General features: G+C 61.5%; 29 protein-coding genes. 18 read left to right on the top strand and 11 right to left on the bottom strand.

Annotated elements, in window-relative coordinates; genetic code table 11:
* Window positions 1-32: 32 nt before the first annotated feature.
* The 5 genes from DK261_RS25535 to DK261_RS25515 are packed head-to-tail and all read left to right on the top strand — an operon-like array spanning window position 33 to window position 3,813.
* Window positions 33-428: a hypothetical protein gene (locus DK261_RS25535; protein WP_053268217.1), complete on the top strand. Its 396-nt coding sequence runs from the start codon at window positions 33-35 to the stop codon at window positions 426-428.
* On the top strand, window positions 421-1,797 hold the full coding sequence (locus DK261_RS25530; protein ID WP_053268218.1) for an aspartate ammonia-lyase: 1,377 nt from the start codon (window positions 421-423) through the stop codon (window positions 1,795-1,797). Before DK261_RS25535 ends, DK261_RS25530 begins: the two co-directional genes overlap by 8 nt.
* Before the next feature lie 27 nt (window positions 1,798-1,824).
* Window positions 1,825-2,274 carry a hypothetical protein gene (locus DK261_RS25525; protein WP_009046996.1) on the top strand — a complete coding sequence of 150 codons (450 nt, stop codon included), beginning with the start codon at window positions 1,825-1,827 and terminating at the stop codon, window positions 2,272-2,274.
* A gap of 1 nt (window position 2,275) precedes the next feature.
* Window positions 2,276-2,887 carry a superoxide dismutase gene (locus DK261_RS25520; protein WP_053268219.1) on the top strand — a complete coding sequence of 204 codons (612 nt, stop codon included), beginning with the start codon at window positions 2,276-2,278 and terminating at the stop codon, window positions 2,885-2,887.
* A gap of 32 nt (window positions 2,888-2,919) precedes the next feature.
* A complete protein-coding gene (locus DK261_RS25515) occupies window positions 2,920-3,813 on the top strand; it encodes a ZIP family metal transporter (protein ID WP_096373084.1) in 894 nt (297 codons plus the stop codon).
* A gap of 30 nt (window positions 3,814-3,843) precedes the next feature.
* On the opposite strand, the gene DK261_RS25510 is transcribed toward DK261_RS25515, so the two are convergent.
* The 10 genes from DK261_RS25510 to DK261_RS25465 form a co-directional block, all read right to left on the bottom strand.
* The gene (locus DK261_RS25510) at window positions 3,844-4,116 is read right to left on the bottom strand and encodes an HPr family phosphocarrier protein (protein ID WP_009046999.1); all 273 of its coding nucleotides are present in this window, start codon (window positions 4,114-4,116) and stop codon (window positions 3,844-3,846) included.
* Between the two features lie 16 nt (window positions 4,117-4,132).
* Window positions 4,133-4,990, bottom strand: coding sequence for an RNase adapter RapZ (gene rapZ, locus DK261_RS25505; RefSeq protein WP_009042193.1), 858 nt, complete (start codon window positions 4,988-4,990; stop codon window positions 4,133-4,135).
* 2 nt (window positions 4,991-4,992) lie between these two features.
* Window positions 4,993-5,457, bottom strand: coding sequence for a PTS IIA-like nitrogen regulatory protein PtsN (gene ptsN / locus DK261_RS25500; protein WP_007929873.1), 465 nt, complete (start codon window positions 5,455-5,457; stop codon window positions 4,993-4,995).
* A gap of 12 nt (window positions 5,458-5,469) precedes the next feature.
* A complete protein-coding gene (hpf, locus tag DK261_RS25495) occupies window positions 5,470-5,775 on the bottom strand; it encodes a ribosome hibernation-promoting factor, HPF/YfiA family (protein WP_007929872.1) in 306 nt (101 codons plus the stop codon).
* A 79-nt stretch (window positions 5,776-5,854) separates the two neighbouring features.
* On the bottom strand, window positions 5,855-7,348 hold the full coding sequence (locus DK261_RS25490) for an RNA polymerase factor sigma-54 (protein WP_009042194.1): 1,494 nt from the start codon (window positions 7,346-7,348) through the stop codon (window positions 5,855-5,857).
* A 182-nt stretch (window positions 7,349-7,530) separates the two neighbouring features.
* On the bottom strand, window positions 7,531-8,256 hold the full coding sequence (lptB, locus tag DK261_RS25485) for an LPS export ABC transporter ATP-binding protein (protein ID WP_007929870.1): 726 nt from the start codon (window positions 8,254-8,256) through the stop codon (window positions 7,531-7,533).
* Entirely contained in the window at window positions 8,256-8,801 is a 546-nt protein-coding gene (lptA, locus tag DK261_RS25480) for a lipopolysaccharide transport periplasmic protein LptA (RefSeq protein WP_007929869.1), read from the bottom strand. Before lptA ends, lptB begins: the two co-directional genes overlap by 1 nt.
* Entirely contained in the window at window positions 8,788-9,360 is a 573-nt protein-coding gene (lptC, locus tag DK261_RS25475; protein WP_009047003.1) for an LPS export ABC transporter periplasmic protein LptC, read from the bottom strand. Before lptC ends, lptA begins: the two co-directional genes overlap by 14 nt.
* A gap of 8 nt (window positions 9,361-9,368) precedes the next feature.
* Window positions 9,369-9,893 carry an HAD family hydrolase gene (locus tag DK261_RS25470; RefSeq protein ID WP_007929867.1) on the bottom strand — a complete coding sequence of 175 codons (525 nt, stop codon included), beginning with the start codon at window positions 9,891-9,893 and terminating at the stop codon, window positions 9,369-9,371.
* Complete coding sequence (locus DK261_RS25465; RefSeq protein ID WP_009047004.1) at window positions 9,893-10,867, bottom strand: KpsF/GutQ family sugar-phosphate isomerase; 975 nt, start codon at window positions 10,865-10,867, stop codon at window positions 9,893-9,895. The genes DK261_RS25470 and DK261_RS25465 overlap by 1 nt, the downstream gene beginning before the upstream one ends.
* A gap of 275 nt (window positions 10,868-11,142) precedes the next feature.
* Here DK261_RS25465 and DK261_RS25460 point away from each other — a divergent pair, with 275 nt between their 5' ends.
* From DK261_RS25460 to hisC, 10 genes are all read left to right on the top strand, one after another.
* Window positions 11,143-11,952: an ATP-binding cassette domain-containing protein gene (locus DK261_RS25460; protein WP_009042197.1), complete on the top strand. Its 810-nt coding sequence runs from the start codon at window positions 11,143-11,145 to the stop codon at window positions 11,950-11,952.
* Entirely contained in the window at window positions 11,952-12,749 is a 798-nt protein-coding gene (gene mlaE, locus DK261_RS25455) for a lipid asymmetry maintenance ABC transporter permease subunit MlaE (protein ID WP_009047005.1), read from the top strand. Before DK261_RS25460 ends, mlaE begins: the two co-directional genes overlap by 1 nt.
* Window positions 12,749-13,216, top strand: coding sequence for an outer membrane lipid asymmetry maintenance protein MlaD (mlaD, locus tag DK261_RS25450; protein ID WP_007929863.1), 468 nt, complete (start codon window positions 12,749-12,751; stop codon window positions 13,214-13,216). The genes mlaE and mlaD overlap by 1 nt, the downstream gene beginning before the upstream one ends.
* 10 nt (window positions 13,217-13,226) lie before the next feature.
* Window positions 13,227-13,880 carry a phospholipid-binding protein MlaC gene (locus DK261_RS25445; protein ID WP_009047006.1) on the top strand — a complete coding sequence of 218 codons (654 nt, stop codon included), beginning with the start codon at window positions 13,227-13,229 and terminating at the stop codon, window positions 13,878-13,880.
* The gene (locus DK261_RS25440; RefSeq protein WP_009047007.1) at window positions 13,877-14,182 is read left to right on the top strand and encodes a lipid asymmetry maintenance protein MlaB; all 306 of its coding nucleotides are present in this window, start codon (window positions 13,877-13,879) and stop codon (window positions 14,180-14,182) included. Before DK261_RS25445 ends, DK261_RS25440 begins: the two co-directional genes overlap by 4 nt.
* A 115-nt stretch (window positions 14,183-14,297) precedes the next feature.
* Window positions 14,298-14,549 carry a BolA family protein gene (locus DK261_RS25435; protein WP_007929860.1) on the top strand — a complete coding sequence of 84 codons (252 nt, stop codon included), beginning with the start codon at window positions 14,298-14,300 and terminating at the stop codon, window positions 14,547-14,549.
* 22 nt (window positions 14,550-14,571) lie between these two features.
* Complete coding sequence (gene murA / locus DK261_RS25430) at window positions 14,572-15,837, top strand: UDP-N-acetylglucosamine 1-carboxyvinyltransferase (protein WP_007929859.1); 1,266 nt, start codon at window positions 14,572-14,574, stop codon at window positions 15,835-15,837.
* Between the two features lie 127 nt (window positions 15,838-15,964).
* Window positions 15,965-16,600, top strand: coding sequence for an ATP phosphoribosyltransferase (hisG, locus tag DK261_RS25425; RefSeq protein WP_007929858.1), 636 nt, complete (start codon window positions 15,965-15,967; stop codon window positions 16,598-16,600).
* Window positions 16,601-16,723: 123 nt separating this feature from the next.
* Complete coding sequence (gene hisD / locus DK261_RS25420) at window positions 16,724-18,052, top strand: histidinol dehydrogenase (protein ID WP_025806434.1); 1,329 nt, start codon at window positions 16,724-16,726, stop codon at window positions 18,050-18,052.
* Between the two features lie 2 nt (window positions 18,053-18,054).
* Window positions 18,055-19,107 carry a histidinol-phosphate transaminase gene (gene hisC, locus DK261_RS25415; RefSeq protein ID WP_038630616.1) on the top strand — a complete coding sequence of 351 codons (1,053 nt, stop codon included), beginning with the start codon at window positions 18,055-18,057 and terminating at the stop codon, window positions 19,105-19,107.
* A gap of 53 nt (window positions 19,108-19,160) precedes the next feature.
* Here the strand turns inward: hisC and algW are convergent, their stop codons facing one another.
* Window positions 19,161-20,315 carry a Do family serine endopeptidase AlgW gene (algW, locus tag DK261_RS25410; RefSeq protein WP_025806436.1) on the bottom strand — a complete coding sequence of 385 codons (1,155 nt, stop codon included), beginning with the start codon at window positions 20,313-20,315 and terminating at the stop codon, window positions 19,161-19,163.
* 102 nt (window positions 20,316-20,417) lie between these two features.
* On the opposite strand from algW, the gene DK261_RS25405 reads away from it, so the two are divergent.
* The 3 genes from DK261_RS25405 (at window position 20,418) to cysN (ending at window position 24,231) form a co-directional block, all read left to right on the top strand.
* Entirely contained in the window at window positions 20,418-21,176 is a 759-nt protein-coding gene (locus tag DK261_RS25405; RefSeq protein ID WP_110176749.1) for a Nif3-like dinuclear metal center hexameric protein, read from the top strand.
* Window positions 21,177-21,402: 226 nt separating this feature from the next.
* Window positions 21,403-22,320: a sulfate adenylyltransferase subunit CysD gene (gene cysD / locus DK261_RS25400; protein WP_007929849.1), complete on the top strand. Its 918-nt coding sequence runs from the start codon at window positions 21,403-21,405 to the stop codon at window positions 22,318-22,320.
* A 12-nt stretch (window positions 22,321-22,332) separates the two neighbouring features.
* Window positions 22,333-24,231, top strand: coding sequence for a sulfate adenylyltransferase subunit CysN (gene cysN / locus DK261_RS25395; protein WP_009047011.1), 1,899 nt, complete (start codon window positions 22,333-22,335; stop codon window positions 24,229-24,231).
* Window positions 24,232-24,283: the final 52 nt, after the last annotated feature.

The raw sequence follows: 24,283 nt of genomic DNA, 5'->3' as shown, positions 1-24,283 counted from the left end.
TAATAAATCTCATTATCGAATGAGCCCAGGTCATGAGTTCTGCCTTGCACGAGCAGCCTTACCTCGAAAGCTGGCGCTGGATGAGCCGCCAGATCCGTTGTGCCCTCGATCCGGACGAGCCGCGCCTGATCGAGCATTACCTGGCCGAAGGGCGCTACCTGGCGTGTTGCACCGCCACCTCGCCCTGGCTGATCGCCGAAACCTCATTCCGCCTGTTGCTCGATACCGCTACCGATATCGCGCTGCCCTGGCATTGGCGCAGCCAGTGCCTGGACCAGGCCTGGCGTCCGTTGCGTGACCTGGAACGCCTGTCTTTCTGCAAATGCCGGCTCAAGCGCTGGCAAAGCCATGCCTGGCAACTGGCGACCTGCTCGTTGCTGCCATCCATTCCCCTTATCGAACTGGTGCAAGGATTTCCCGATGAGTAATACCCGTATCGAACGCGACAGCATGGGCGAGCTGCATGTTCCGGAGCAGGCGCTGTATGGCGCACAGACCCAGCGTGCAGTGGATAACTTTCCCATCAGCCACCAGCGCATGCCGGCGCAGTTCATCCGCGCGCTGATCCTGGCCAAGGCGGCCGCGGCCAAGGCCAACGTCGAACTCAAACAACTGAGCGAATCCCAGGGCAAGGCCATAGTCGATGCCGCCCAGGGCCTGCTGGAAGGCGATTTCATGCAGCACTTCCCGGTGGATATCTTCCAGACCGGGTCCGGCACCAGTTCCAACATGAACGCCAACGAAGTCATCGCCACCCTGGCCAGCCGTCTGCTCGGCGAGCCGGTCAACCCCAACGACCATGTGAACTGCGGGCAGAGCAGCAACGACATCATCCCGACCACTATTCACGTCAGCGCCGCGCTGGGCTTGCATGAACAACTGCTGCCGGCGCTGGTGCATCTGGTACAGGTCATCGAACGCAAGGCGGTCGAGGTCCATCCGTTCATCAAGACCGGTCGCACTCACCTGATGGACGCGATGCCAGTGCGCATGAGCCAGGTGCTGGAAGGGTGGGCGCAGCAGCTCAAGGCCAATATCGGTCATCTGCAGGATCTGCTGCCGAGCCTGCAATCCCTGGCCCAGGGCGGTACCGCGGTGGGCACCGGGATCAACGCCCACCCGCAGTTCGCCGTGGGTTTCAGCCGGCAACTGAGCAGCCTGACCCAGGTGCAGTTCACGCCGGGCAAGAACCTGTTTGCCCTGATCGGTTCCCAGGACACCGCGGTGGCGGTCTCGGGCCAGCTCAAGGCCATCGCGGTCACCTTGATGAAGATCGCCAACGACCTGCGCTGGATGAACTCCGGGCCTCTGGCCGGCCTCGGCGAGATCGAGCTGGAAGGGTTGCAACCGGGTTCCTCGATCATGCCGGGCAAGGTCAACCCGGTGATTCCGGAAGCCACGGCGATGGTGGCGGCCCAGGTGATCGGCAACGACACCACGATCACGGTGGCGGGGCAGTCGGGCAACTTCGAGCTGAACGTCATGCTGCCGATCATCGCCCAGAACCTGTTGAGCAGCATCGAGCTGCTGGCCAACTCCAGCCGCCTGCTGGCGGACAAGGCGATTGCCAGCTTCAAGGTCAACGAGCCCAAGCTCAAGGAGGCGCTGTCGCGCAACCCGATCCTGGTCACGGCGCTCAACCCGATCATCGGTTACCAGAAGGCCGCTGAAATCGCCAAGACCGCCTACAAGCAGGGGCGCCCGGTAATCGACGTCGCCCTTGAACACACTGATCTGTCACGCCGCCAGCTGGAGATTCTGCTCGACCCGGAAAAACTCACCGCGGGCGGCGTGTAAATCCCGACATTGCTTTGGAGGTTCACCATGGAGCACTGGAAACGCACGATCGAAAGGGCAAACCGTTTCTTCATGCAGGGCGACTTGGTGGACGCCCGTGAGTATTACTTGCAGGCCCTGGCCCTGGCGCAGGTGTTGTTCGAGCGCTGGAGCGATGCCGATGAAGCGGTCGCGGCCTGTGTCATCTCCCATCACAACCTGGCGGACCTGCACCTGCGCCTGAACCAGCCGGAGGAGAGCGCGGAATACCTCTGCGCCATCCATCAGCGGCTGTTGCAGACCATGCAGGACAACCGTCTGGCGCCAGCGCTGCGGGAAGCTGCGTTGCGCCAGAGCAGCAAGACCTACGTCGAGTTGCTCAACTTCATCAGTGAGTACGGTGAATACCCCCGTACGCATCGCCTTCTGGAGCGCAATGTCGCGCAATCGACTTCCGGCGCCGCGACCCCGAATGCCCCTCATTACGGAGCACATTGATATGTCCTTTACCTTGCCTGCATTGCCCTACGCCTACGACGCCCTGGAACCGCACATCGACGCGCAGACCATGGAGATTCACTACACCAAGCATCACCAGACCTATATCAACAACCTCAACGCGGCCGTGGAAGGCACCGAATGGGCCGACTGGTCGGTGGAAAGACTGGTGGCCGGGGTCCAGCAGTTGCCGGAGAAGCTGCGGGCGGCGGTCATCAACCAGGGCGGTGGCCATGCCAACCATTCGTTGTTCTGGGCAGTGATGGCGCCAACTGGCGGAGGCAAGCCGGACGGTGCGCTGGCCAAGGCAATCGATGAGCAGTTGGGTGGTTTCGAGCGCTTCAAGGAAGTCTTCACCAAGGCCGCGCTCACCCGTTTCGGCAGCGGTTGGGCTTGGCTCAGCGTGACCCCGCAAAAGACCCTGGTGGTCGAGAGCAGCGGTAACCAGGACAGCCCGTTGATGAATGGCAATACCCCGATTCTCGGTCTGGACGTGTGGGAGCACGCTTATTACCTGCGTTACCAGAACCGGCGGCCGGAATACATCAATGCGTTCTACAACGTGATCAATTGGCCTGAAGTAGCCCAGCGCTATCAGGCCGCACTGGTTTGAGCCCCCACCGATAAAAAGACCTAAGGCTGACTATGGGCACTGAAACACTGACGATCAGCAGCGGGCGGATGTTTCGTTACGCGTTCGGTTCGCTGTTGCTGTTGGCGGGTACTGCATTGCTGGTTGCCCAGGGCTTGTCCTGGCTGGAGCTGGAACCGCGCTTGTTGCGTGCGTTGCAGGGCGGGGCGGTGTGTGCCCTGGGAACCGCGCTGGGGGCAGTGCCGGTGCTGGTCATTCGCAAGATGCCGCTGGCGCTGAGTGACACCCTGTTGGGATTCGGCGCCGGGGTGATGCTGGCGGCCACGGCCTTTTCGCTGATCGTGCCCGGGATCGCCGCGGCGGAAAAACTCGGGTTGTCGCCCTGGGCTTCGAGCGGCCTGATCAGCTTCGGCATCATGCTCGGTGCCTTAGGGTTGTTTCTAGTGGATCGCAAGGTGTCGGGGGGCAGCCCGGAGAAACTGGTGGGCACCCTTGAGCACCCGGTCATCCCGCCGCGAATCTGGCTGTTTGTGTTTGCCATCATCGCCCACAACATTCCCGAGGGAATGGCCGTGGGCGTTTCCGCGGGTGGCGGTATGCCGGAGGCGGATAGCCTGGCCATGGGCATCGCCTTGCAGGATGTACCGGAAGGCCTGGTGATTGCTCTGGTGCTGGCTGGCGCCGGCATGTCCCGGGTCAAGGCATTCCTGATCGGTGCCGCTTCGGGCCTGGTGGAGCCAGTGTTCGCCTTGCTTTGTGCGTGGCTGGTGAGCCTGGCCGAGATGCTGTTGCCGCTCGGGTTGGCGTTGGCGGCGGGGGCCATGCTGCTGGTGGTGACCCACGAAGTGATCCCCGAATCACGACGCAACGGTCATGAAAAGCTGGCGAGCCTGGGCTTGTGTGTCGGCTTTTGCCTGATGATGGTCATGGATACGGCACTCGCCTGAGTGCCTTTCGGCGGGCTTGCCCCGCCGACCTTACTCGCCTTCGTCGAAGAAGTTATTGATCAGTGCCACCAGCGCTTCCAGCGCCTCCTGCTCCTGTTCGCCTTCGGTCTTCAGATGAATCTTGGTGCCTTTGCCGGCGGCCAGCATCATCATCGCCATGATGCTCTTGCCGTCGACCATCGACTCCGGCGTTCTCCCTGCACGGATCTGGCAAGGAAACTGACCGGCCACGCCGACGAACTTTGCCGAGGCACGGGCATGCAGACCCAGTTTGTTGATGATTTCAATTTCCAGAGCAGGCATCGCGGGGTAGATCCTTTCAGCTAAGGTCGCGGTGGCGAACCTGGACGTTCTTCAGGGACTTTTGCAGGACTTGGCCCAAGCGTTCGGTCAGGTAGACCGAGCGATGGTGGCCGCCCGTACAGCCAATGGCAATAGTGACGTAGGCGCGGTTGCTGGCGGCAAAGCGTGGCAACCATTTCAGCAGGTAGCTGGAGATGTCCTGGAACATTTCCTCGACGTCCGGCTGGGCGGCCAGGTATTCGGCAACCGGCTGGTCGAGCCCGGACTGGGCGCGCAACTCGGGCTTCCAGTACGGGTTGGGCAGGCAGCGCACATCGAACACCAGGTCGGCGTCGACCGGCATGCCACGCTTGAATCCGAAAGACTCCACCAGGAAGGCGGTGCCCGGTTCCGGCTGGTTCAACAGGCGCAACTTGATGGTATCGCGCAGTTGGTACAGGTTCAGGTTGGTGGTGTTGACCTTGAGGTCGGCGAGGTCGGCAATCGGACCCAGCAGGTGGCTTTCGTCTTGAATCGCCTCGGCCAGCGAGCGATTGTTGCTGCTCAAGGGGTGGCGGCGACGGGTTTCGGAAAAGCGCTTGAGCAGGGTTTCTTCGTCAGCGTCCAGGTACACCACATCGCACTGGATATGCCGGCTGCGCACTTCCTCGAGTAGTTCGGGGAAGCGCGACAGGTGGCTTGGCAGGTTGCGTGCGTCGATCGACACGGCGACCAGTGGCTGCGTCAGCTCGGTATGGATCAGCGCTCGCTCGGCCAATTCGGGCAACAGCCCGGCCGGCAGGTTGTCGATGCAGTAATAGCCATTGTCCTCGAGTACATCGAGGGCGGTGCTTTTACCCGAGCCGGACCGGCCGCTGACGATGATCAAACGCATGATTACTGACCGTTCTGTTCGTCCAGGACAACCTTGTACAAGGCTTCATTGCTGGTGGCGCTGCGCAGCTTGTCGCGCACCTCTTTGCGGTCCAGCATGCTGGCAATCTGCCGGAGCAGTTCCAGGTGCGCATCGGTGGCGGCTTCCGGGACCAGCAGTACGAACAGCAGGTCGACCGGTGCGCCGTCGATGGCGTCGAAATCGATGGGGGCGTCCAGGTGCATCAGGGCACTGATGGGCGACTCACAGCCTTTGAGGCGGCAGTGTGGAATGGCGATGCCGTTGCCAAAACCGGTAGACCCCAGTTTTTCACGGGCAATCAGGCTTTCGAAGACATCTTGCATCTCCAGATCAGGCACTTCGCGGCTGATCAGGTTGGCAATTTGTTCGAGGGCGCGTTTTTTACTGCCGCCCGGCACGTTCACCAGGGAACGGCCGGGGGTCAGGATGCTTTCAAGTCGGATCATGGGAGGGGAGTGTTAGCGACCCGTGCCTTGGAGAAGGTGGAGTTGCTTTTCCTTATGCTTTTTCAGTTGGCGGTCAAGCTTGTCCGTGAGCAAGTCGATTGCGGCATACATGTCGTCATGTTCTGCATTGGCGACGACTTCCCCACCATGGATGTGCAGCGTGGCCTCGATTTTCTGCTTCAGTTTCTCGACGGCCAGCGTTACCTGCACATTGGTAATCTTGTCAAAGTGCCGCTCCAGTCGGTCGAGTTTTTCGCCGATGTAAGCGCGCAGAGGTTCGGTCACTTCCAGTTGGTGTCCACTGATGTTGACTTGCATACAGCTTCTCCTTCGTTGCCAGTGCATAAAGCGGCAGGTCGATTGACCTGCCACTGGAACGCTGTGGCGAGCCCGGCGGTTACATCAACCGCTTCCGTTCGCTGGAAGGCGCGATCCCCAGGGATTCGCGGTACTTGGCGACGGTACGACGGGCTACCTGAATGCCTTGTGCTTCCAGTAAACCAGCGATCTTGCTGTCACTCAACGGCTTTTTCTGATTTTCCGCGGCGACCAGTTTTTTGATGATCGCGCGGATCGCCGTGGACGAGCATTCACCGCCTTCGGAGGTACTTACGTGGCTGGAGAAAAAGTATTTCAGTTCATAAATGCCCCGTGGGGTATGCATGAATTTTTGCGTGGTCACCCGTGAAATCGTCGACTCGTGCATGCCCACCGCTTCGGCGATGTCATGCAGGACCAGCGGTTTCATCGCCTCGTCGCCGTACTCGAGGAAGCCGCGCTGATGCTCGACGATCTGGGTGGCGACTTTCATCAGGGTTTCGTTACGGCTCTGCAGGCTCTTGATGAACCAACGGGCTTCCTGCAGTTGGTTGCGCATGAAGGTGTTGTCAGCGCTGGTGTCGGCGCGTCGCACGAAACCGGCGTATTGCGGGTTGACGCGCAGGCGCGGCACGGACTCCTGGTTCAGCTCCACCAGCCAGCGTTCGTTGTCCTTGCGCACGATGACGTCGGGGACCACGTATTCGGCTTCGGTGGATTCGATTTGCGAGCCCGGTCGTGGGTTGAGGCTCTGCACCAGTTCGATGACCTGGCGCAGTTCGTCTTCCTTGAGCTTCATGCGCCGCATCAGCTGGCTGTAGTCGCGGCTGCCGAGCAGATCGATGAAGTCGCTGACCAGGCGTTTGGCTTCAGTCAGCCAAGGGGTCTTGGCGGGCAGCTGGCGCAGTTGCAGTAGCAGGCACTCACCCAGGTTGCGGGCGCCGATGCCGGCGGGCTCGAATTGCTGGATGCGGTGCAGGACGGCCTCGATTTCGTCGAGTTCGATGTCCAGCTCCGGATCGAAGGCTTCGAGGATTTCCTCGAGGGTTTCGTCCAGATAGCCCTGATTGTTGATGCAGTCGATCAGGGTCACGGCGATCAGGCGATCGGTGTCGGACATGGGCGCCAGGTTCAACTGCCAGAGCAGATGGCTCTGCAGGCTTTCGCCGGCCGAAGTGCGGGTGGTGAAGTCCCACTCGTCGTCATCGTTGCTGGGCAGGCTGCTGGCGCTGGTCTGGTAGACGTCTTCCCAGGCGGTGTCGACCGGCAGGTCGTTGGGAATGCGTTCGTTCCATTCACCGTCCTCGAGGTTGTCCACCGTCGGGGCGGTTTCCTGGTAGGAGGGTTCCTGGATATCGGTATTGGGTTTCTGCTCAGCGTTGTCGGCCAGCGGATCGGTGTTATCGAAGTCGTCGCCTTCTTCCTGGCGCTCGAGCATCGGGTTGGACTCCAGGGCCTCCTGGATTTCCTGTTGCAGGTCCAGGGTCGACAATTGGAGCAGGCGGATGGCCTGTTGCAGCTGCGGTGTCATCGTCAGCTGCTGGCCCATTCTGAGGACTAGCGATGGTTTCATGGCAGGGGCTTAACACCTTATTCGCCGGCGCACATGCGCCATCCACTACAGGGCGCGTGAGCGCCAAACATAAGCAAATTATATGCCTGAAACTGAAGTGTTTGCCTAGAGCGCTGTAACAATAAAAACAGCAGGGTTTTATTGGGGCGGGCGCTCTGGCGACCAGCCAAACACCTCAGGGCTTACAGGCGGAACTCATGGCCCAGGTAAACTTCCTTGACCAGCTCGTTGGCGAGGATGGTTTCGGCGTCGCCTTCGGCGATCAGCTGACCGTCGTTGACGATGTAGGCGGTTTCGCAGATATCCAGGGTTTCACGGACGTTGTGGTCGGTGATGAGCACGCCGATGCCCTTGGCCTTCAGGTGATGAATGATCTGCTTGATGTCGCCTACCGAGATCGGGTCCACGCCAGCGAAGGGTTCGTCGAGCAGGATGAACTTGGGGGCGGTGGCCAGTGCGCGAGCGATTTCCACGCGGCGACGTTCACCGCCGGAAAGGCTCATGCCCAGGTTGTCGCGAATGTGGTTGATGTGGAATTCCTGCAGCAGGCTTTCCAGTTCCTGGCGACGACCGGCCTTGTCGAGCTCCTTGCGGGTTTCGAGGATAGCCATGATGTTGTCGGCCACCGAGAGCTTGCGGAAGATCGAGGCTTCCTGCGGCAGGTAGCCGATCCCGGCGCGGGCACGGCCGTGCATCGGCTGGTGGCTGACATCCAGGTCGTCGATCAGGATGCGACCCTGATCGGCCTGGACCAGGCCGACGATCATGTAGAAGCAAGTGGTCTTGCCGGCGCCGTTGGGGCCGAGCAGGCCGACGATCTGGCCGCTGTCGATGGACAGGCTGACGTCACGCACGACCTGGCGGCTCTTGTAGCTCTTGGCCAGGTGCTGAGCTTTCAGAGTTGCCATTACTGGGCCTTTTCGTCAGTTTTCTTTTTCGGCTGGATGACCATGTCGATCCGTGGGCGCGACTCGGTGACCTTGCTGCCGGTAGCGCGACCGGCGCTGGCCAGCTTCTTGTTGGTGTCGTAGACGATTTTCTCGCCCTGGGTGATGTTGCCGTCCTTGTCGACGACCTTGGCGCGGTCGATCAGCACGACGCGGTTCTGCGCAGCGTGATACTGGATGGTCACGCCATAGCCCTGGACCGGCTTGGTATCGCCCTGGGTTTGGATCTGCTCGAAGTAGGCCAGGTTGCCCACCGAAGTCACCACGTCGATGTCACCGGTCTGGGTGCGGGTGATGGTCACGGTATTGCCGGTGACCTTCATCGAGCCCTGGGTGATGATCACGTCGCCCCTGTAGGTGGCTACGCCATTCTTGTCGTCCAGTTGAGCGTCGTCGGCCTGGATGCGGATTGGTTGCTGGCTATCGTTCGGCAGAGCCCAGGCGCTCACGCTTCCCAGTGCTGCGCCCAGACCGAGCAAAATAGGGAGGGTTTTAACGAGCCTCATACTGTCCTCTTACGTTCGATAGCAGGTTCATCCTGCCGTCTTTCAAATACGCTTTCATTCCCTTGCCAGTCGTCACGCCGCCGGCGCCGTCGATTCTAACGTCTTGATCGGTCTGCGCATATTGCTTCTGCGGGAATACTGTCATGCGGGTCGTGGTGATCAGCAGGTTGCGATTTTTCTCGTCGGTGCGCGAAACCCGTACCGAATCGATCAGCTCGACCTGGGTGCCATCCGGGTTGACTTCGCCGTGCTCGCTCTGGACGTGCCAGGGGAAGGCGGTGCCGCGATACATCTGCAGGTCCGGCTTGGTCAACAGTGTCACCTCGGTGGCCTTGAGGTGTTCGACCTTGTCGGACGTCATTTCGTACTGCAGCTTGCCGTCGGGCAGGTACTGCACGCTACGGGCGTTGATGGCGTAGTAGTCGATGGCGCTTTCGTCGACCTGCGCGACCGGCTTGTCGAGGAAGCGTTCCGGGCTGATGTTCCAGTACCCCACCGCCAGGAACAGCACGGTGATGATGCCGAAGATCAGGATGTTGCGAATCTTTTTGCTCAGCATGGGAGGCTCTATAAGTAGGCGGCGTGGGCCGCTTCAAGGCTGCCTTGGGCGCGCAGGATCAACTCGCAGAACTCGCGGGCGGCACCTTCGCCGCCACGGGCCTGGGTGACGCCATGGGCGTGTTCACGGACAAAGCTGGCGGCATTGGCGACGGCCATGCCCAGGCCGACCCGGCGGATTACCGGCAGGTCCGGCAGGTCGTCGCCCAGGTAGGCGACCTGCTCATAGCTTAGGCCCAGTTGGGCAAGAAGCCCGTCCAGCACCACCAGTTTGTCTTCGCGACCCTGAAACAGATGGGGAATCCCCAGGTTTTTCGCCCGGCGCTCGACCACCGGCGTCTTGCGACCGCTGATGATTGCCGTCTGCACGCCCGTGGCCATCAGCATCTTGATACCCTGGCCATCGAGGGTGTTGAAGGTCTTGAACTCGCTGCCGTCTTCAAGGAAGTACAGGCGACCGTCGGTCAGTACGCCATCCACGTCGAATACCGCCAGCTTGATGTTCTTGCCGCGTTGCAGCAGATCCGTGCTCATTACATGACTCCCGCGCGCAGCAGGTCGGACAGGTTGAAGGCGCCGATCGGGCGATCGTCCTTGTCCACTACGACCAGTGCGTTGATTCGATTGTCTTCCATGATTTTCAGGGCTTCGGCCGCGAGCATTTCGGCGCGGGCGGTCTTGCCGTGAACGGTCATGACTTCATCGATGGTGGTGTGGTGAATGTCGATGGTGCGGTCCAGGGTGCGGCGCAGGTCGCCGTCGGTGAAGACCCCTGCCAGGCGGCCGTCGGCCTCGACAATGACGGTCATGCCCAGGCCCTTGCGGGTCATTTCCATCAGGGCGTCCTTGAGCAGCGTGCCACGCTGGACCTGCGGCAGCTGCTCGCCGGCATGCATGACGTTCTCGACTTTCAGCAGCAGGCGCCGGCCCAGCGCGCCGCCCGGATGGGAGAAGGCGAAGTCTTCGGCGGTGAAGCCGCGGGCTTCCAGCAGCGCCACGGCCAGGGCGTCGCCCATGACCAGGGCGGCGGTGGTCGAAGAGGTCGGGGCCAGGTTCAGCGGGCAGGCCTCTTGCTTGACCTGGACGTTGAGGTTGACCTCGGCGGCCTTGGCTAGCGCCGAATCAGGGTTGCCGGTGATGCTGATCAGCTGGATGCCCAGGCGCTTGATCAGCGGCAACAAGGTCACGATTTCATTGGTCGAGCCGGAGTTGGACAGGGCCAGGATCACGTCGTCCCGGGTAATCATGCCCATGTCGCCATGGCTGGCTTCGGCCGGATGGACAAAAAACGCGGTGGTGCCGGTGCTGGCCAGGGTGGCGGCGATCTTGTTGCCGATATGCCCGGACTTGCCCATGCCGACCACTACTACGCGGCCTTTGCTGGCCAGAATCATCTCGCAAGCGCGTACGAAATCTGCGTCGATATGTGGCAGCAAGCCTTGTACGGCTTCTATCTCGAGGCGGATGGTGCGTTGTGCCGATTGAATCAGGTCGCTGGATTGGCTCATGTCAGAAATCGTATAGCCTGATGAAAAGGCGGCGATTATAGCGGTAATGATCGATTCCCTCACGCAAGTTCGTCAGCCTTTGTCCTTCTATAGGCTGGAATTGCTCTGTGAAGCCCGTTTTAGCCTGTCGTGATCCTGAACACGGATGGCTTCGGCCTTGGGGGCTCCGTATCAGCAGTGATATAGTTCGCCGCCAGTTCGGCCTGCCCTGGGTGCATGTACTCCCGGCAGGGAGCCAAGCGTCCGAGTGAGAGGCTGCATCGCAAGGAGTTTAGATGAGTGCCGATAACGCCTACGCGGTCGAGCTGAAGGGACTGTCCTTCAAGCGCGGTGCGCGCAGCATCTTCAATAATGTCGATATCCGTATTCCGCGGGGCAAGGTCACCGGCATCATGGGGCCTTCCGGTTGCGGCAAGACCACGCTCCTGCGGTTGATGGGCGCGCAATTGCGTCCCAGCAGCGGTGAAGTCTGGGTCAACGGCCAGAACCTGCCCAAATTGTCGCGCGGCGATCTGTTCGACGCCCGCAAGCAGATGGGCGTGCTGTTCCAGAGCGGCGCGCTGTTCACCGATCTCGATGTGTTCGAGAACGTCGCCTTTCCGCTGCGCGTTCATACCCAGCTGCCGGATGAAATGATCCGCGATATCGTCCTGCTCAAGTTGCAGGCGGTCGGGTTGCGCGGTGCCATCGACCTGATGCCCGACGAGCTGTCCGGCGGCATGAAGCGTCGTGTGGCCCTGGCCCGGGCCATCGCCCTGGACCCGCAGATCCTCATGTACGACGAGCCGTTCGTAGGCCAGGACCCCATTGCCATGGGCGTGCTGGTGCGCCTGATCCGTCTGCTCAACGATGCGCTGGGTATCACCAGTATCGTGGTTTCCCATGATCTGGCGGAAACCGCGAGCATCGCCGACTACATCTATGTGGTGGGCGATGGCCAGGTGCTGGGGCAGGGCACGCCCGACGAGTTGATGGATTCCGATAACCCGCGGATCCGCCAGTTCATGAAAGGCGATCCCGACGGTCCGGTACCCTTTCACTTTCCAGCGCCGGATTACCGCGCAGATCTTCTGGGGAAGCGCTGATGCGCAAAGTATCTTTATTGGAGCGAATTCGTCTGTTCGGTCACTCGGGCATAGACGTTCTCGCGGTGCTCGGGCGTTCGAGCCTGATGCTGTTTCATGTGTTGTTCGGTCGCGGCAGTATCGGCGGCAGCTTCGGCCTGTTGGTCAAGCAGTTGCATTCGGTGGGGGTGATGTCGCTGGTGATCATCGTGGTCTCCGGGATATTCATCGGCATGGTACTGGCGCTGCAGGGCTTCAATATCCTGTCCAGCTACGGTTCGGAGCAGGCGGTGGGGCAGATGGTCGCCCTGACCCTGCTGCGTGAACTGGGGCCGGTGGTCACGGCATTGCTCTTCGCGGGCCGGGCCGGCTCGGCGCTGACCGCGGAAATCGGCAACATGAAAGCCACCGAACAGCTCTCCAGCCTGGAGATGATCGGTGTCGACCCGCTCAAATACATTGTCGCGCCACGTCTGTGGGCCGGTTTCATTTCCCTGCCGTTGCTGGCGATTATCTTCAGCGTGGTGGGCATCTGGGGCGGTTCGTGGGTGGCCGTCGACTGGCTGGGGGTCTATGAAGGTTCCTACTGGTCGAACATGCAAAACAGCGTGACGTTCAATGAGGACGTGCTCAATGGCATCATCAAGAGCATCGTTTTCGCCTTTGTCGTGACCTGGATCGCCGTATTCCAAGGCTATGACTGCGAGCCCACTTCAGAGGGGATCAGTCGTGCCACTACCAAGACCGTTGTGTACGCCTCGTTGGCTGTACTCGGCCTGGACTTTATTCTGACCGCCTTGATGTTTGGAGATTTCTGATGCAAAACCGCACCCTGGAAATCGGTGTCGGCCTTTTCCTGCTGGCTGGCATCCTGGCTTTGCTGTTGCTTGCCTTGCGGGTCAGTGGCTTGTCCCCGACCTCGAGCACCGATACTTATAAACTTTACGCATATTTCGACAATATCGCCGGTTTGACGGTCAGAGCTAAGGTGACCATGGCCGGTGTGACCATCGGCAAGGTCACGGCTATCGATCTGGACCGCGACAGTTTCACCGGTCGGGTCACGCTGCAGTTGGAAAAGCGCGTAGATAACCTGCCGACCGACTCGACTGCATCTATCCTGACCGCTGGGCTGCTCGGCGAGAAATACATTGGTATCAGCGTCGGCGGCGAAGACACGTTGCTCAAGGATGGTGGGACCATCCACGACACCCAGTCTTCACTGGTGCTTGAGGACCTGATCGGTAAATTCCTGCTCAATACCGTTAGCAAAGACGCCAAATGAGGATTTTTTCATGATCTCTACCTTGCGACGTAGCCTGTTGGTATTACTGGCGGCATTGCCGTTGATGGCTCACGCCGTGGCGGCGCCTTCCGCGCATGATCTGGTACAGGACACCACCAACCGTCTGCTGGCCGACCTGGCCGCCAACAAAGAAAAGTACAAGCAGGACCCGCAAGACTTTTATGCGGCGCTGAACAGCATCGTGGGCCCGGTCGTGGATGCCGAAGGTATTTCCAAAAGCATCATGACGGTCAAGTACTCGCGCAAAGCCACGCCGGAACAGATGCGCACCTTTGAGGAAAACTTCAAGAAGGGCCTGTTCCAGTTCTATGGCAACGCCTTGCTGGAGTACAACAACCAGGGCATCGTCGTTGATCCTGCCAGGGACGAGTCGGGCGACCGTACCAGCGTCGGCATGACGGTCAAGGGCAGTAACGGCGCGATCTATCCTGTGTCGTACACGCTGGAGAAGATCAACGGCGAGTGGAAGCTGCGCAACGTGATCATCAATGGCATCAATATCGGCAAGCTGTTCCGCGATCAGTTCGCCGATGCCATGCAGCGCAACGGCAACGACCTGGACAAGACCATCAACAACTGGGCCGGCGAAGTGGCCAAGGCCAAGGAAGCGACCGAAAACTCGCCTGAGAAGGTCACGCAATGAGTGAGTCGGCCGTCCGTCTGGGTGAAGCCGGCGAATTGCTGATCAGCGGTGTGCTGGACTATCGCTCCGGCCCGGGCCTGCGCAAGCAGGGGCAGGCCCTGATCGCCTCGAGCACCGCGGCGGCGCTGGTGCTCGACTGTTCGGCGGTGGAGAAGTCCAGCAGCGTCGGCTTGTCGTTGCTGCTGGCCTTCATGCGCGATGCCGCGGCAGCCGGCAAGGCCGTCAGCATTCGTGCATTGCCTGACGACATGCGCGAAATCGCCGAGGTTTCCGGTTTGACCGAGCTGCTGGCGCAGCCTTAGTAACCCATCGACAAGCAAGCCCCCCGTCAGAGTCCTGCTATGCGGGGTTCGCAGGCGCGGGGCTTTTTTGTATGATGTCCGACCCGCGCGCACAGGGCGCCGATTGAGGTTGAGCATGCAGGCCAACGAAGTGAAGAGCTTCCTTGAAGGAAAGCTGTCCGAGACTCTTTCATCCGTTCAGGTAGAAGTTGAGGGCGAAGGCTGCAACTTTCAGCTGAACGTGATCAGTGACGAACTGGTGGCCTTGAGTCCGGTCAAGCGTCAGCAGAGCATCTATGCCCATTTGAACCCGTGGATCGCCGATGGCAGCATCCATGCGGTCACTATGAAATTTTTCAGCAGCGCGGCCTGGGCCGAGCGCACCTGAGCCCAAGGGCGTCGAGATTCTTATGGATAAATTGATTATTACCGGCGGCGTTCGTCTTGATGGCGAGATCCGCATTTCCGGGGCAAAGAACTCTGCCCTGCCGATTCTGGCTGCAACCCTGCTGTGCGATGGCCCGGTCACGGTCGCCAACCTGCCGCACCTGCACGACATCACCACCATGATCGAGCTGTTCGGTCGCATGGGCATTGAGCCGGTGATCGACGAGAAGCTCAGCGTCGAAATCGACCCGCGCACCATCAAGACCCTGGTCGCGCCGTACGAGCTGGTCAAGACCATGCGTGCCTCGATCCTGGTGCTGGGCCCGATGGTTGCCCGTTTCGGCGAAGCCGAAGTCGCGCTGCCTGGCGGTTGCGCCATTGGTTCGCGTCCGGTCGACCTGCACATCCGTGGCCTCGAAGCCATGGGTGCGGTGATCGACGTCGAAGGCGGCTACATCAAGGCCAAGGCGCCTGAAGGCGGCCTGCGCGGTGCGCACTTCTTCTTCGATACCGTGAGTGTGACCGGTACCGAGAACATCATGATGGCCGCTGCCCTGGCCAAAGGCCGCAGCGTGCTGCAGAACGCCGCCCGTGAACCTGAAGTGGTCGACCTGGCGAACTTCCTCAACGCCATGGGCGCCAAGGTTTCCGGCGCTGGTACCGACACCATCACCATCGACGGTGTCGAGCGCCTGCACTCGGCGACCTACAAGGTCATGCCTGACCGTATCGAAACCGGCACCTACCTGGTCGCCGCCGCCGTGACCGGCGGTCGCGTGAAAGTCAAGGACACCGATCCGACCATCCTCGAAGCCGTCCTGGAGAAACTCAAGGAATCCGGCGCCGAAGTCACCACCGGCGAGGACTGGATCGAGCTGAACATGCACGGCAAGCGTCCGAAGGCGGTCAACGTGCGCACCGCGCCGTACCCGGCGTTCCCGACGGACATGCAGGCCCAGTTCATCTCGCTCAACGCCATTGCCGAAGGCACGGGCGCAGTGATCGAGACCATCTTCGAAAACCGCTTCATGCACGTCTACGAACTGCACCGCATGGGCGCGAAGATCCAGGTCGAAGGCAACACCGCCATCGTCACCGGCACCGAAATCCTCAAGGGTGCCCCTGTCATGGCCACCGACCTGCGGGCTTCGGCCAGCCTGGTGATCTCGGCCCTGATGGCCGAAGGCGACACCCTGATCGATCGCATCTACCACATCGACCGTGGTTACGAGTGCATCGAAGAGAAGCTGCAGATGCTCGGCGCCAAGATCCGCCGCGTACCGGGCTAGTTTGCGTGATGGGCACAGGGACGTGCCCCAAGGTTTCGTTCCAAGTCGAGCCTGTGTTCAGGCTCGATGCGTGTCTGGCGCTGTTTGCGACCGGGCATGAGTATCCTGATAAGGACTTACGTTTCCCATGTTGACCATCGCACTGTCCAAGGGCCGCATCCTTGATGACACCTTGCCGCTTCTGGCTGAAGCCGGCATCGTGCCCACCGAGAATCCGGACAAGAGCCGCAAGCTGATCATCCCCACGACCCAGGCCGACGTGCGCTTGCTGATCGTGCGCGCCACCGACGTGCCGACCTATGTCGAACATGGTGCCGCCGACCTCGGCGTCGCCGGTAAAGATGTGCTGATGGAATACGGCGGCCAGGGCCTGTACGAGCCGCTGGACCTGCAGATCGCCCAGTGCAAGCTGATGACCGCCGGTGCCATCGGCGCGGTCGAGCCCAAGGGCCGCCTGCGCGTCGCCACCAAGTTCGTCAACGTTGCCAAGCGTTACTACGCCGAGCAGGGCCGCCAGGTCGACATCATCAAGCTGTACGGCTCGATGGAGCTGGCGCCGCTGATCGGTCTGGCCGACAAGATCATCGACGTGGTCGACACCGGCAACACCCTGCGGGCCAACGGCCTGGAGCCCCAGGAGCTGATTTCCATGATCAGTTCCCGTCTGGTGGTCAACAAGGCCTCCATGAAAATGCAGCACGCCCGCATCCAGGCACTGATCGACACCCTGCGCAAAGCAGTGGAGTCGCGACACCGCGGTTGATTCACTCGCGCGGCGCGAGCCGCGCCCGTCTATCCGTGTCATAGCCAATTTTCTCAGGTGCCCGCGCGAATGGACTGGTAGCTTAGGGTGCCTGAGCATTAGCCATTCAATGAGGCCCTCGCTATGACCGCTCCCACTGCAATTCGCCGACTCAACGCTGCTGACCCGGATTTCGCGCATCATCTGGATCATCTGCTGAGCTGGGAAAGTGTGTCTGACGACTCGGTCAATCAGCGGGTGCTGGACATCATCAAGGCGGTGCGCGAGCGCGGCGACGCGGCGCTGGTGGAATTCACCCAGCGTTTCGACGGCCTGCAAGTGGCGTCCATGGCCGACCTGATCCTGCCGCGCGAGCGCCTGGAACTGGCCCTGACCCGGATCACCGTGGCCCAGCGCGAAGCCCTGGAAAAAGCCGCGGCGCGGGTGCGCAGCTACCACGAAAAACAGAAACAGGACTCCTGGAGCTACACCGAAGCCGACGGCACGGTGCTGGGCCAGAAGGTCACGCCGCTGGATCGCGCCGGCCTGTATGTGCCGGGCGGCAAGGCGTCTTATCCATCCTCGGTGTTGATGAATGCCATCCCGGCCAAAGTGGCGGGCGTCACCGAAGTGGTGATGGTGGTGCCGACCCCGCGCGGCGAGGTTAACGAACTGGTGCTGGCCGCGGCCTGTATCGCTGGCGTCGACCGGGTGTTCACCATCGGTGGCGCCCAGGCCGTAGCCGCCCTGGCCTATGGCACCGAGAGCGTGCCGCAGGTGGACAAGGTGGTCGGCCCGGGCAACATCTATGTGGCCACCGCCAAGCGTCACGTATTCGGCCAGGTCGGCATCGACATGATCGCCGGTCCTTCGGAGATCCTGGTGGTGTGCGACGGCCAGACCGATCCGGACTGGATCGCCATGGACCTGTTCTCCCAGGCCGAGCACGACGAAGACGCCCAGGCGATCCTGGTCAGCCCGGACGCGGCGTTCCTCGATCAGGTCGCCGCCAGCATCGCCAAGCTGCTGCCGACCATGGAGCGCGCGGAAATCATCAACACGTCGATCAACGGCCGTGGCGCCCTGATCCAGGTGCGCGACATGCAACAGGCCATCGAAGTGGCCAACCGCATCGCTCCGGAGCACCTCGAACTGTCCGTCGCCGATCCGCAGGCCTGGTTGCCGCAGATCCGTCACGCCGGTGCGATCTTCATGGGTCGTCACACCTCCGAGGCCCTGGGTGACTACTGTGCGGGTCCGAACCACGTGTTGCCGACTTCCGGCACGGCGCGCTTCTCTTCGCCGCTGGGGGTGTATGACTTCCAGAAACGTTCGTCGATCATTTTCTGCTCGGAGCAGGGCGCTTCCGAACTGGGCAAGACCGCCTCGGTGCTGGCCCGTGGCGAGTCGCTGAGCGCCCACGCCCGCAGTGCGGAATACCGGATCATCGCTGACCAGGAACAGGGGCAATAAGCATGAGTAAATTCTGGAGTCCGTTCGTCAAGGGCTTGGTGCCCTATGTGCCGGGCGAACAGCCGAAGCTGACCAAGCTGGTCAAGCTCAACACCAACGAAAACCCTTACGGCCCTTCGCCCAAGGCGCTGGCCGCGATGCAGGGTGAACTGAACGATAACCTGCGCCTGTACCCCGACCCCAACAGCGACCTGCTCAAGCAGGCGGTGGCCCGGTATTACGGGATACAGAGCAGCCAGGTGTTCCTCGGCAACGGTTCCGACGAAGTGCTGGCGCACATCTTCCACGGCTTGTTGCAGCACGACCAGCCGCTGCTGTTCCCGGACATCAGCTACAGCTTCTATCCAGTGTATTGCGGCCTGTATGGCATCGACTTCGACGCGGTGCCGCTGGACGAGCAGTTCCAGATCCGCCCAGCCGATTACGCCAGGCCGAACGGCGGGATCATCTTCCCCAACCCGAACGCGCCGACCGGCTGCCTGCTGGCCCTGGAGGCCGTCGAGCAGATCCTCAAGGCCAGCCCGGATTCGGTCGTGGTGGTGGACGAGGCGTACATCGACTTCGGCGGTGAAACCGCCATCAGCTTGGTGGACCGTTACCCGAACCTGCTGGTGACCCAGACCCTGTCCAAGTCCCGTTCGCTGGCGGGCCTGCGGGTCGGCCTGGCGGTGGGGCACCCGGACTTGATCGAGGCGCTGGAGCGGATCAAGAACAGCTTCAACTCCTACCCGCTGGATCGCCTGGCGATCGTCGGCGCTGCGGCGGCATTCGAGGATCGCGAGTACTTCGCCAAGACCTGCCAGCTGGTGATCGATAGCCGCGAGCAGGTGGTGGCGCAGCTGCGTGCCAAGGGCTTTGAAGTGCTGCCGTCGGCCGCCAACTTCATTTTCGCCCGTCATCCGCAACACGATGCGGCGGGCCTGGCGGCCAAGCTGCGGGAGCAGGGGGTGATTGTCCGGCACTTCAAGCAGGAGCGGATTGCCCAGTTCCTGCGGATCAGTATCGGCACGCCGGAGCAGAACCAGGCCCTGATCGACGGCCTGGGCGAGCTGTAAGCCCTATCGCCAGCCAGCTCTCTCCTGTTGGAGCGAGCTGGCTGGCGATGCTTTTACTCTTTTTCCTTGACCGGCGCCGGTGGCGGGCGCAGGCCGATTTCGGCGGTGAGCTTGAGCTCCTTGCCGTTGCGCATCACCTGGATGCTGACCTTGTCGCTGGGTTTGATCCGCGCCACCTGGTTCATCGAGCGACGGCCATCGCCGGCCGGTTCGCCATCGATGCTGAGAATCACGTCACCCAACTGCATGCCGGCCTTTTGCGCCGGACCGTCGCGGAAAATCCCCGCCACCACGATGCCCGGACGCCCGGACAAGCCGAACGATTCGGCCAGTTCCTGGGTCAGCGGCTGCACCTCGATGCCCAGCCAGCCACGAATCACCTGGCCGTGCTCGATGATCGACTTCATCACCTCCATGGCCAGCTTGATCGGGATGGCGAAGCCAATGCCCTGGGAGCCGCCGGACTTGGAGAAGATCGCCGTGTTGATCCCGGTCAGGTTGCCGTTGGCATCCACCAGCGCGCCGCCGGAGTTGCCCGGGTTGATCGCCGCGTCGGTCTGGATGAAGTCTTCGTAGTTGTTCAGGCCCAGCTGATTGCGTCCGGTGGCGCTGATGATGCCCATGGTCACGGTCTGGCCGACCCCGAACGGGTTGCCGATGGCCAGGGTCACGTCACCGATGCGGATGCTGTCGGAGCGCCCGACGGTGATCGAGGGCAGGTTCTTCAGGTCGATCTTGAGGACCGCCAGGTCGGTTTCCGGGTCGCTGCCGATTACGTGGGCCAGGGTTTCACGACCGTCCTTGAGCGCCACCACAATCTGCTCGGCGCCGGAGGTCACGTGGTTGTTGGTCAGCAGATAACCTTCGGGGCTCATGATCACTCCGGAACCCAGGCTCGACTCCATGCGCTGCTGCTTGGGCAGGTTGTCGCCGAAGAAACGGCGGAACTGCGGGTCCTCGAACAACGGGTGCGCCGGTTTGTTGATGACCTTGGTGGTGTACAGGTTGACCACCGCCGGCGCGGCGATTGCCACGGCATCGGCATAGGACACCGGGCCTTGTCGAAGCGCCTTGGTTTGCGGGGCTTGCTGCAGGTTGACGTCCAGGCTGGGCAGGCCGACCCATTGCGGGTAACGCTGAATTATCAGCAACGCGATAAGCACGCCGGCCAACAGCGGCCAGCCAAAAAAACGCAGAGCCTTGAGCATTGAGCAAGTCCTGAGAGGTTGCAGGCCGCCCGGGACGGCCCATAATGTCGCGCATTATACGAGGCCGCGCGCGCCTCTGAACGGGATATTTAGGAGTCTTTTATGGCCGTTGCCCTGAGCACTCTGGTAGAGGAGGCGGACCGCTACCTGGGCAGTTCGCGAATTGCCGATTACTGCCCCAATGGCCTGCAGGTCGAAGGTCGTCCACAGGTGCTGCGCATCGTCAGCGGCGTCACGGCCAGCCAGGCATTGCTCGATGCCGCGGTGGAGGCCAATGCCGATCTGGTGCTGGTGCATCACGGCTATTTCTGGAAAGGCGAGAACCCTTGCATCACCGGCATGAAGCAGCGTCGGCTGAAAACCCTGCTCAAGCACGATATCAGCCTGCTGGCTTATCACCTGCCGCTGGACCTGCACCCGGACGTCGGCAACAACGTGCAACTGGCGCGGCAACTGGATATTACTGTGGAAGGCCCGCTGGACCCGGACAACCTGAAGATCGTCGGACTGGTCGGTTCCCTTGCCGAGCCCATGACCGTGCGGGACTTCGCGCGCAAGGTCCAGGAGGTGATGGGGCGCGAGCCGCTGGTGGTCGAAGGCAGCAAGATGATCCGGCGTGTCGGCTGGTGCACCGGCGGCGGCCAGGGCTACATCGACCAGGCGGTGCAGGCCGGCGTCGATCTGTACCTGAGCGGCGAGGCCTCGGAGCAGACCTTCCACAGCGCCCGGGAAAACGACATCAGTTTTATCGCCGCCGGTCACCACGCCACCGAGCGTTACGGCGTGCAGGCGCTGGGGGATTACCTGGCCCGCCGCTTCGCCCTCGAGCACTTGTTCATCGACTGCCCGAACCCTATATAAAGCCTTGTCCTGTAGCCGCTGCCGCAGGCTGCAACAAAGCCCCCAGGGCCTTCAGAGCACGCCTGCGACAGCGGCTACAGAGAGGCGTAAACACAGCAAACAGGCGGGTATATTCATATACCGTTTCGATCTAGCTGGCGTCCTGATTAGAAGAGGTCGCTGTGCTAGCATGCCCCGCTCGAACACGGCCCGCAGGCCGTCCATAAGAAAGCTTTCGTGAGTAGCCATGGTCGACAAACTGACGCATCTGAAACAGCTGGAGGCGGAAAGCATCCACATCATCCGCGAGGTGGCCGCCGAGTTCGACAACCCGGTGATGCTGTACTCCATCGGTAAAGACTCCGCCGTGATGCTGCACCTGGCGCGCAAGGCGTTCTTCCCGGGCAAGCTGCCGTTTCCGGTGATGCACGTCGACACCCAGTGGAAATTCCAGGAGATGTACAAGTTCCGCGATCGCATGGTCGAGGAGCTGGGCCTGGAACTGATCACCCACGTCAACCCGGAAGGCGTTGCGCAGGGCATCAACCCCTTCACCCACGGCAGTGCCAAGCACACCGACATCATGAAAACCGAGGGCCTCAAGCAGGCGCTGGACAAGTACGGTTTCGATGCGGCGTTCGGCGGTGCCCGGCGTGACGAAGAGAAGTCCCGCGCCAAGGAGCGCGTGTACTCGTTCCGCGACAGCAAGCATCGCTGGGACCCGAAGAACCAGCGCCCCGAGCTGTGGAACGTCTACAACGGCAAGGTCAACAAGGGCGAGTCGATCCGCGTCTTCCCGCTGTCGAACTGGACCGAGCTGGACATCTGGCAATACATCTACCTCGAAGGCATCCCGATCGTGCCGCTGTACTTCGCCGCCGAGCGCGAAGTGATCGAGAAGAACGGCACCCTGATCATGATCGACGACGAGCGCATCCTCGAGCACCTCTCCGACGAGGAGAAGGCCCGCATCGTCAAGAAGAAGGTGCGTTTCCGTACCCTTGGCTGCTACCCGTTGACGGGCGCGGTGGAGTCCGAGGCCGAAAGCCTGACGGACATCATTCAGGAAATGCTCCTGACGCGAACTTCCGAGCGCCAGGGCCGGGTCATCGATCACGATGGCGCCGGTTCCATGGAAGACAAGAAACGTCAGGGCTATTTCTAAGTAGGGTCTAACATGTCGCATCAATCCGAATTGATCAGCGAGGACATCCTCGCCTACCTGGCCCAGCACGAACGCAAAGAACTGCTGCGCTTCCTGACTTGCGGTAACGTCGACGACGGCAAGAGCACCCTGATCGGGCGCCTGCTGCACGACTCGAAGATGATCTACGAAGACCATCTGGAAGCCATTACCCGCGACTCGAAAAAAGTCGGCACCACCGGTGACGACATCGACCTGGCGTTGCTGGTCGACGGCCTGCAGGCCGAGCGTGAGCAGGGCATCACCATCGATGTCGCCTATCGCTACTTCTCCACCGCCAAGCGCAAATTCATCATCGCCGACACCCCCGGCCATGAGCAGTACACCCGCAACATGGCCACCGGTGCTTCCACCTGTGACCTGGCGATCATCCTGGTGGATGCCCGCTACGGCGTGCAGACCCAGACCCGTCGCCACAGCTTCATCGCCTCCCTGCTGGGCATCAAGCACATAGTCGTGGCCATCAACAAGATGGACCTCAAGGACTTCGACCAGGGCGTGTTCGAGTCGATCAAGGCCGACTACCTGAAGTTCGCCGAAGGCTTGAAGATGAAGCCCACCAGCCTGCACTTCGTGCCGATGTCGGCCCTCAAGGGCGACAACGTGGTGAACAAGTCCGAGCGCTCGCCGTGGTACACCGGCCAGTCGCTGATGGAAATCCTCGAGACCGTGGAAGTGGCGGGCGATCGCAACTTCACCGACCTGCGTTTCCCGGTGCAGTACGTCAACCGTCCGAACCTGAACTTCCGTGGTTTCGCCGGGACCCTGGCCAGCGGCATCGTGCACAAGGGCGACGAAGTCGTGGTGCTGCCGTCGGGCAAGAGCAGCCGAGTGAAATCCATCGTCACCTTCGAAGGCGAGCTGGAGCATGCCGGCCCGGGCCAGGCCGTGACCCTGACCATGGAAGACGAGATCGACATCTCCCGTGGCGACCTGCTGGTGCATGCCGACAACGTACCGCCGGTGACCGACAGCTTCGAAGCCATGCTGGTATGGATGGCCGAAGAGCCGATGCTGCCGGGCAAGAAATACGACATCAAGCGCGCCACCAGTTACGTGCCGGGCTCCATCGCCAGCATCGTCAACAGAGTCGACGTGAACACCCTTGAAGAAGGTCCGGCCAGCGCTCTGCAGCTGAACGAGATCGGCAAGGTCAAGATCGCCCTCGATGCGCCGATCGCCCTCGACGGTTACGACAGCAACCGCACCACCGGTGCCTTCATCGTCATCGACCGCTTGACCAACGGCACCGTCGGCGCCGGCATGATCGTCGCCCAGCCTGTGGTGCATGGCAGCGCCACGCACCATGGCAAGCTGGCCCATGTCGCCACCGAGGAGCGCGCCCAGCGCTTCGGCCAGCAACCGGCCACCGTGCTGTTCAGCGGCCTGTCCGGCGCCGGCAAGAGCACCCTGGCCTATGCGGTCGAGCGCAAGCTGTTCGACATGGGTCGTGCGGTGTTCGTCCTCGACGGCCAGAACCTGCGTCACGACCTGAACAAGGGCCTGCCCCAGGATCGCGCCGGGCGCACCGAGAACTGGCGGCGTGCCGCGCACGTGGCGCGTCAGTTCAACGAAGCCGGCCTGCTGACCCTGGCGGCATTCGTCGCACCGAGTGCGGAAGGTCGTGAACAGGCCAGGGAGCTGATCGGCAAGGAGCGTCTGCTGACGGTCTACGTCCAGGCTTCGCCGGCGGTCTGCGCCGAGCGTGATCCGCAGGGCCTGTACGCCGCGGGTGGGGATAACATCCCGGGCGAGTCCTTCCCGTACGACGTGCCGCTGGATGCCGATCTGGTGATCGACACCCAGTCCGTGTCGCTGGAAGAAGGCGTCAAGCAAGTGCTGGAACTGCTGCGCAAGCGCGGCGCGATCTAAGCCTTAGCGTCCAATAAAAAGCCCGCCGTCGAGTGATCGACGGCGGGCTTTT

Source organism: Pseudomonas sp. RW409, assembly GCF_003184125.1.
GTDB classification, from domain to species: Bacteria; Pseudomonadota; Gammaproteobacteria; order Pseudomonadales; family Pseudomonadaceae; genus Aquipseudomonas; species Aquipseudomonas chlororaphis_I.
The sequence above is the reverse complement of the archived record's forward strand: the minus strand, read 5'-3'. Positions and strand labels throughout refer to the sequence as shown.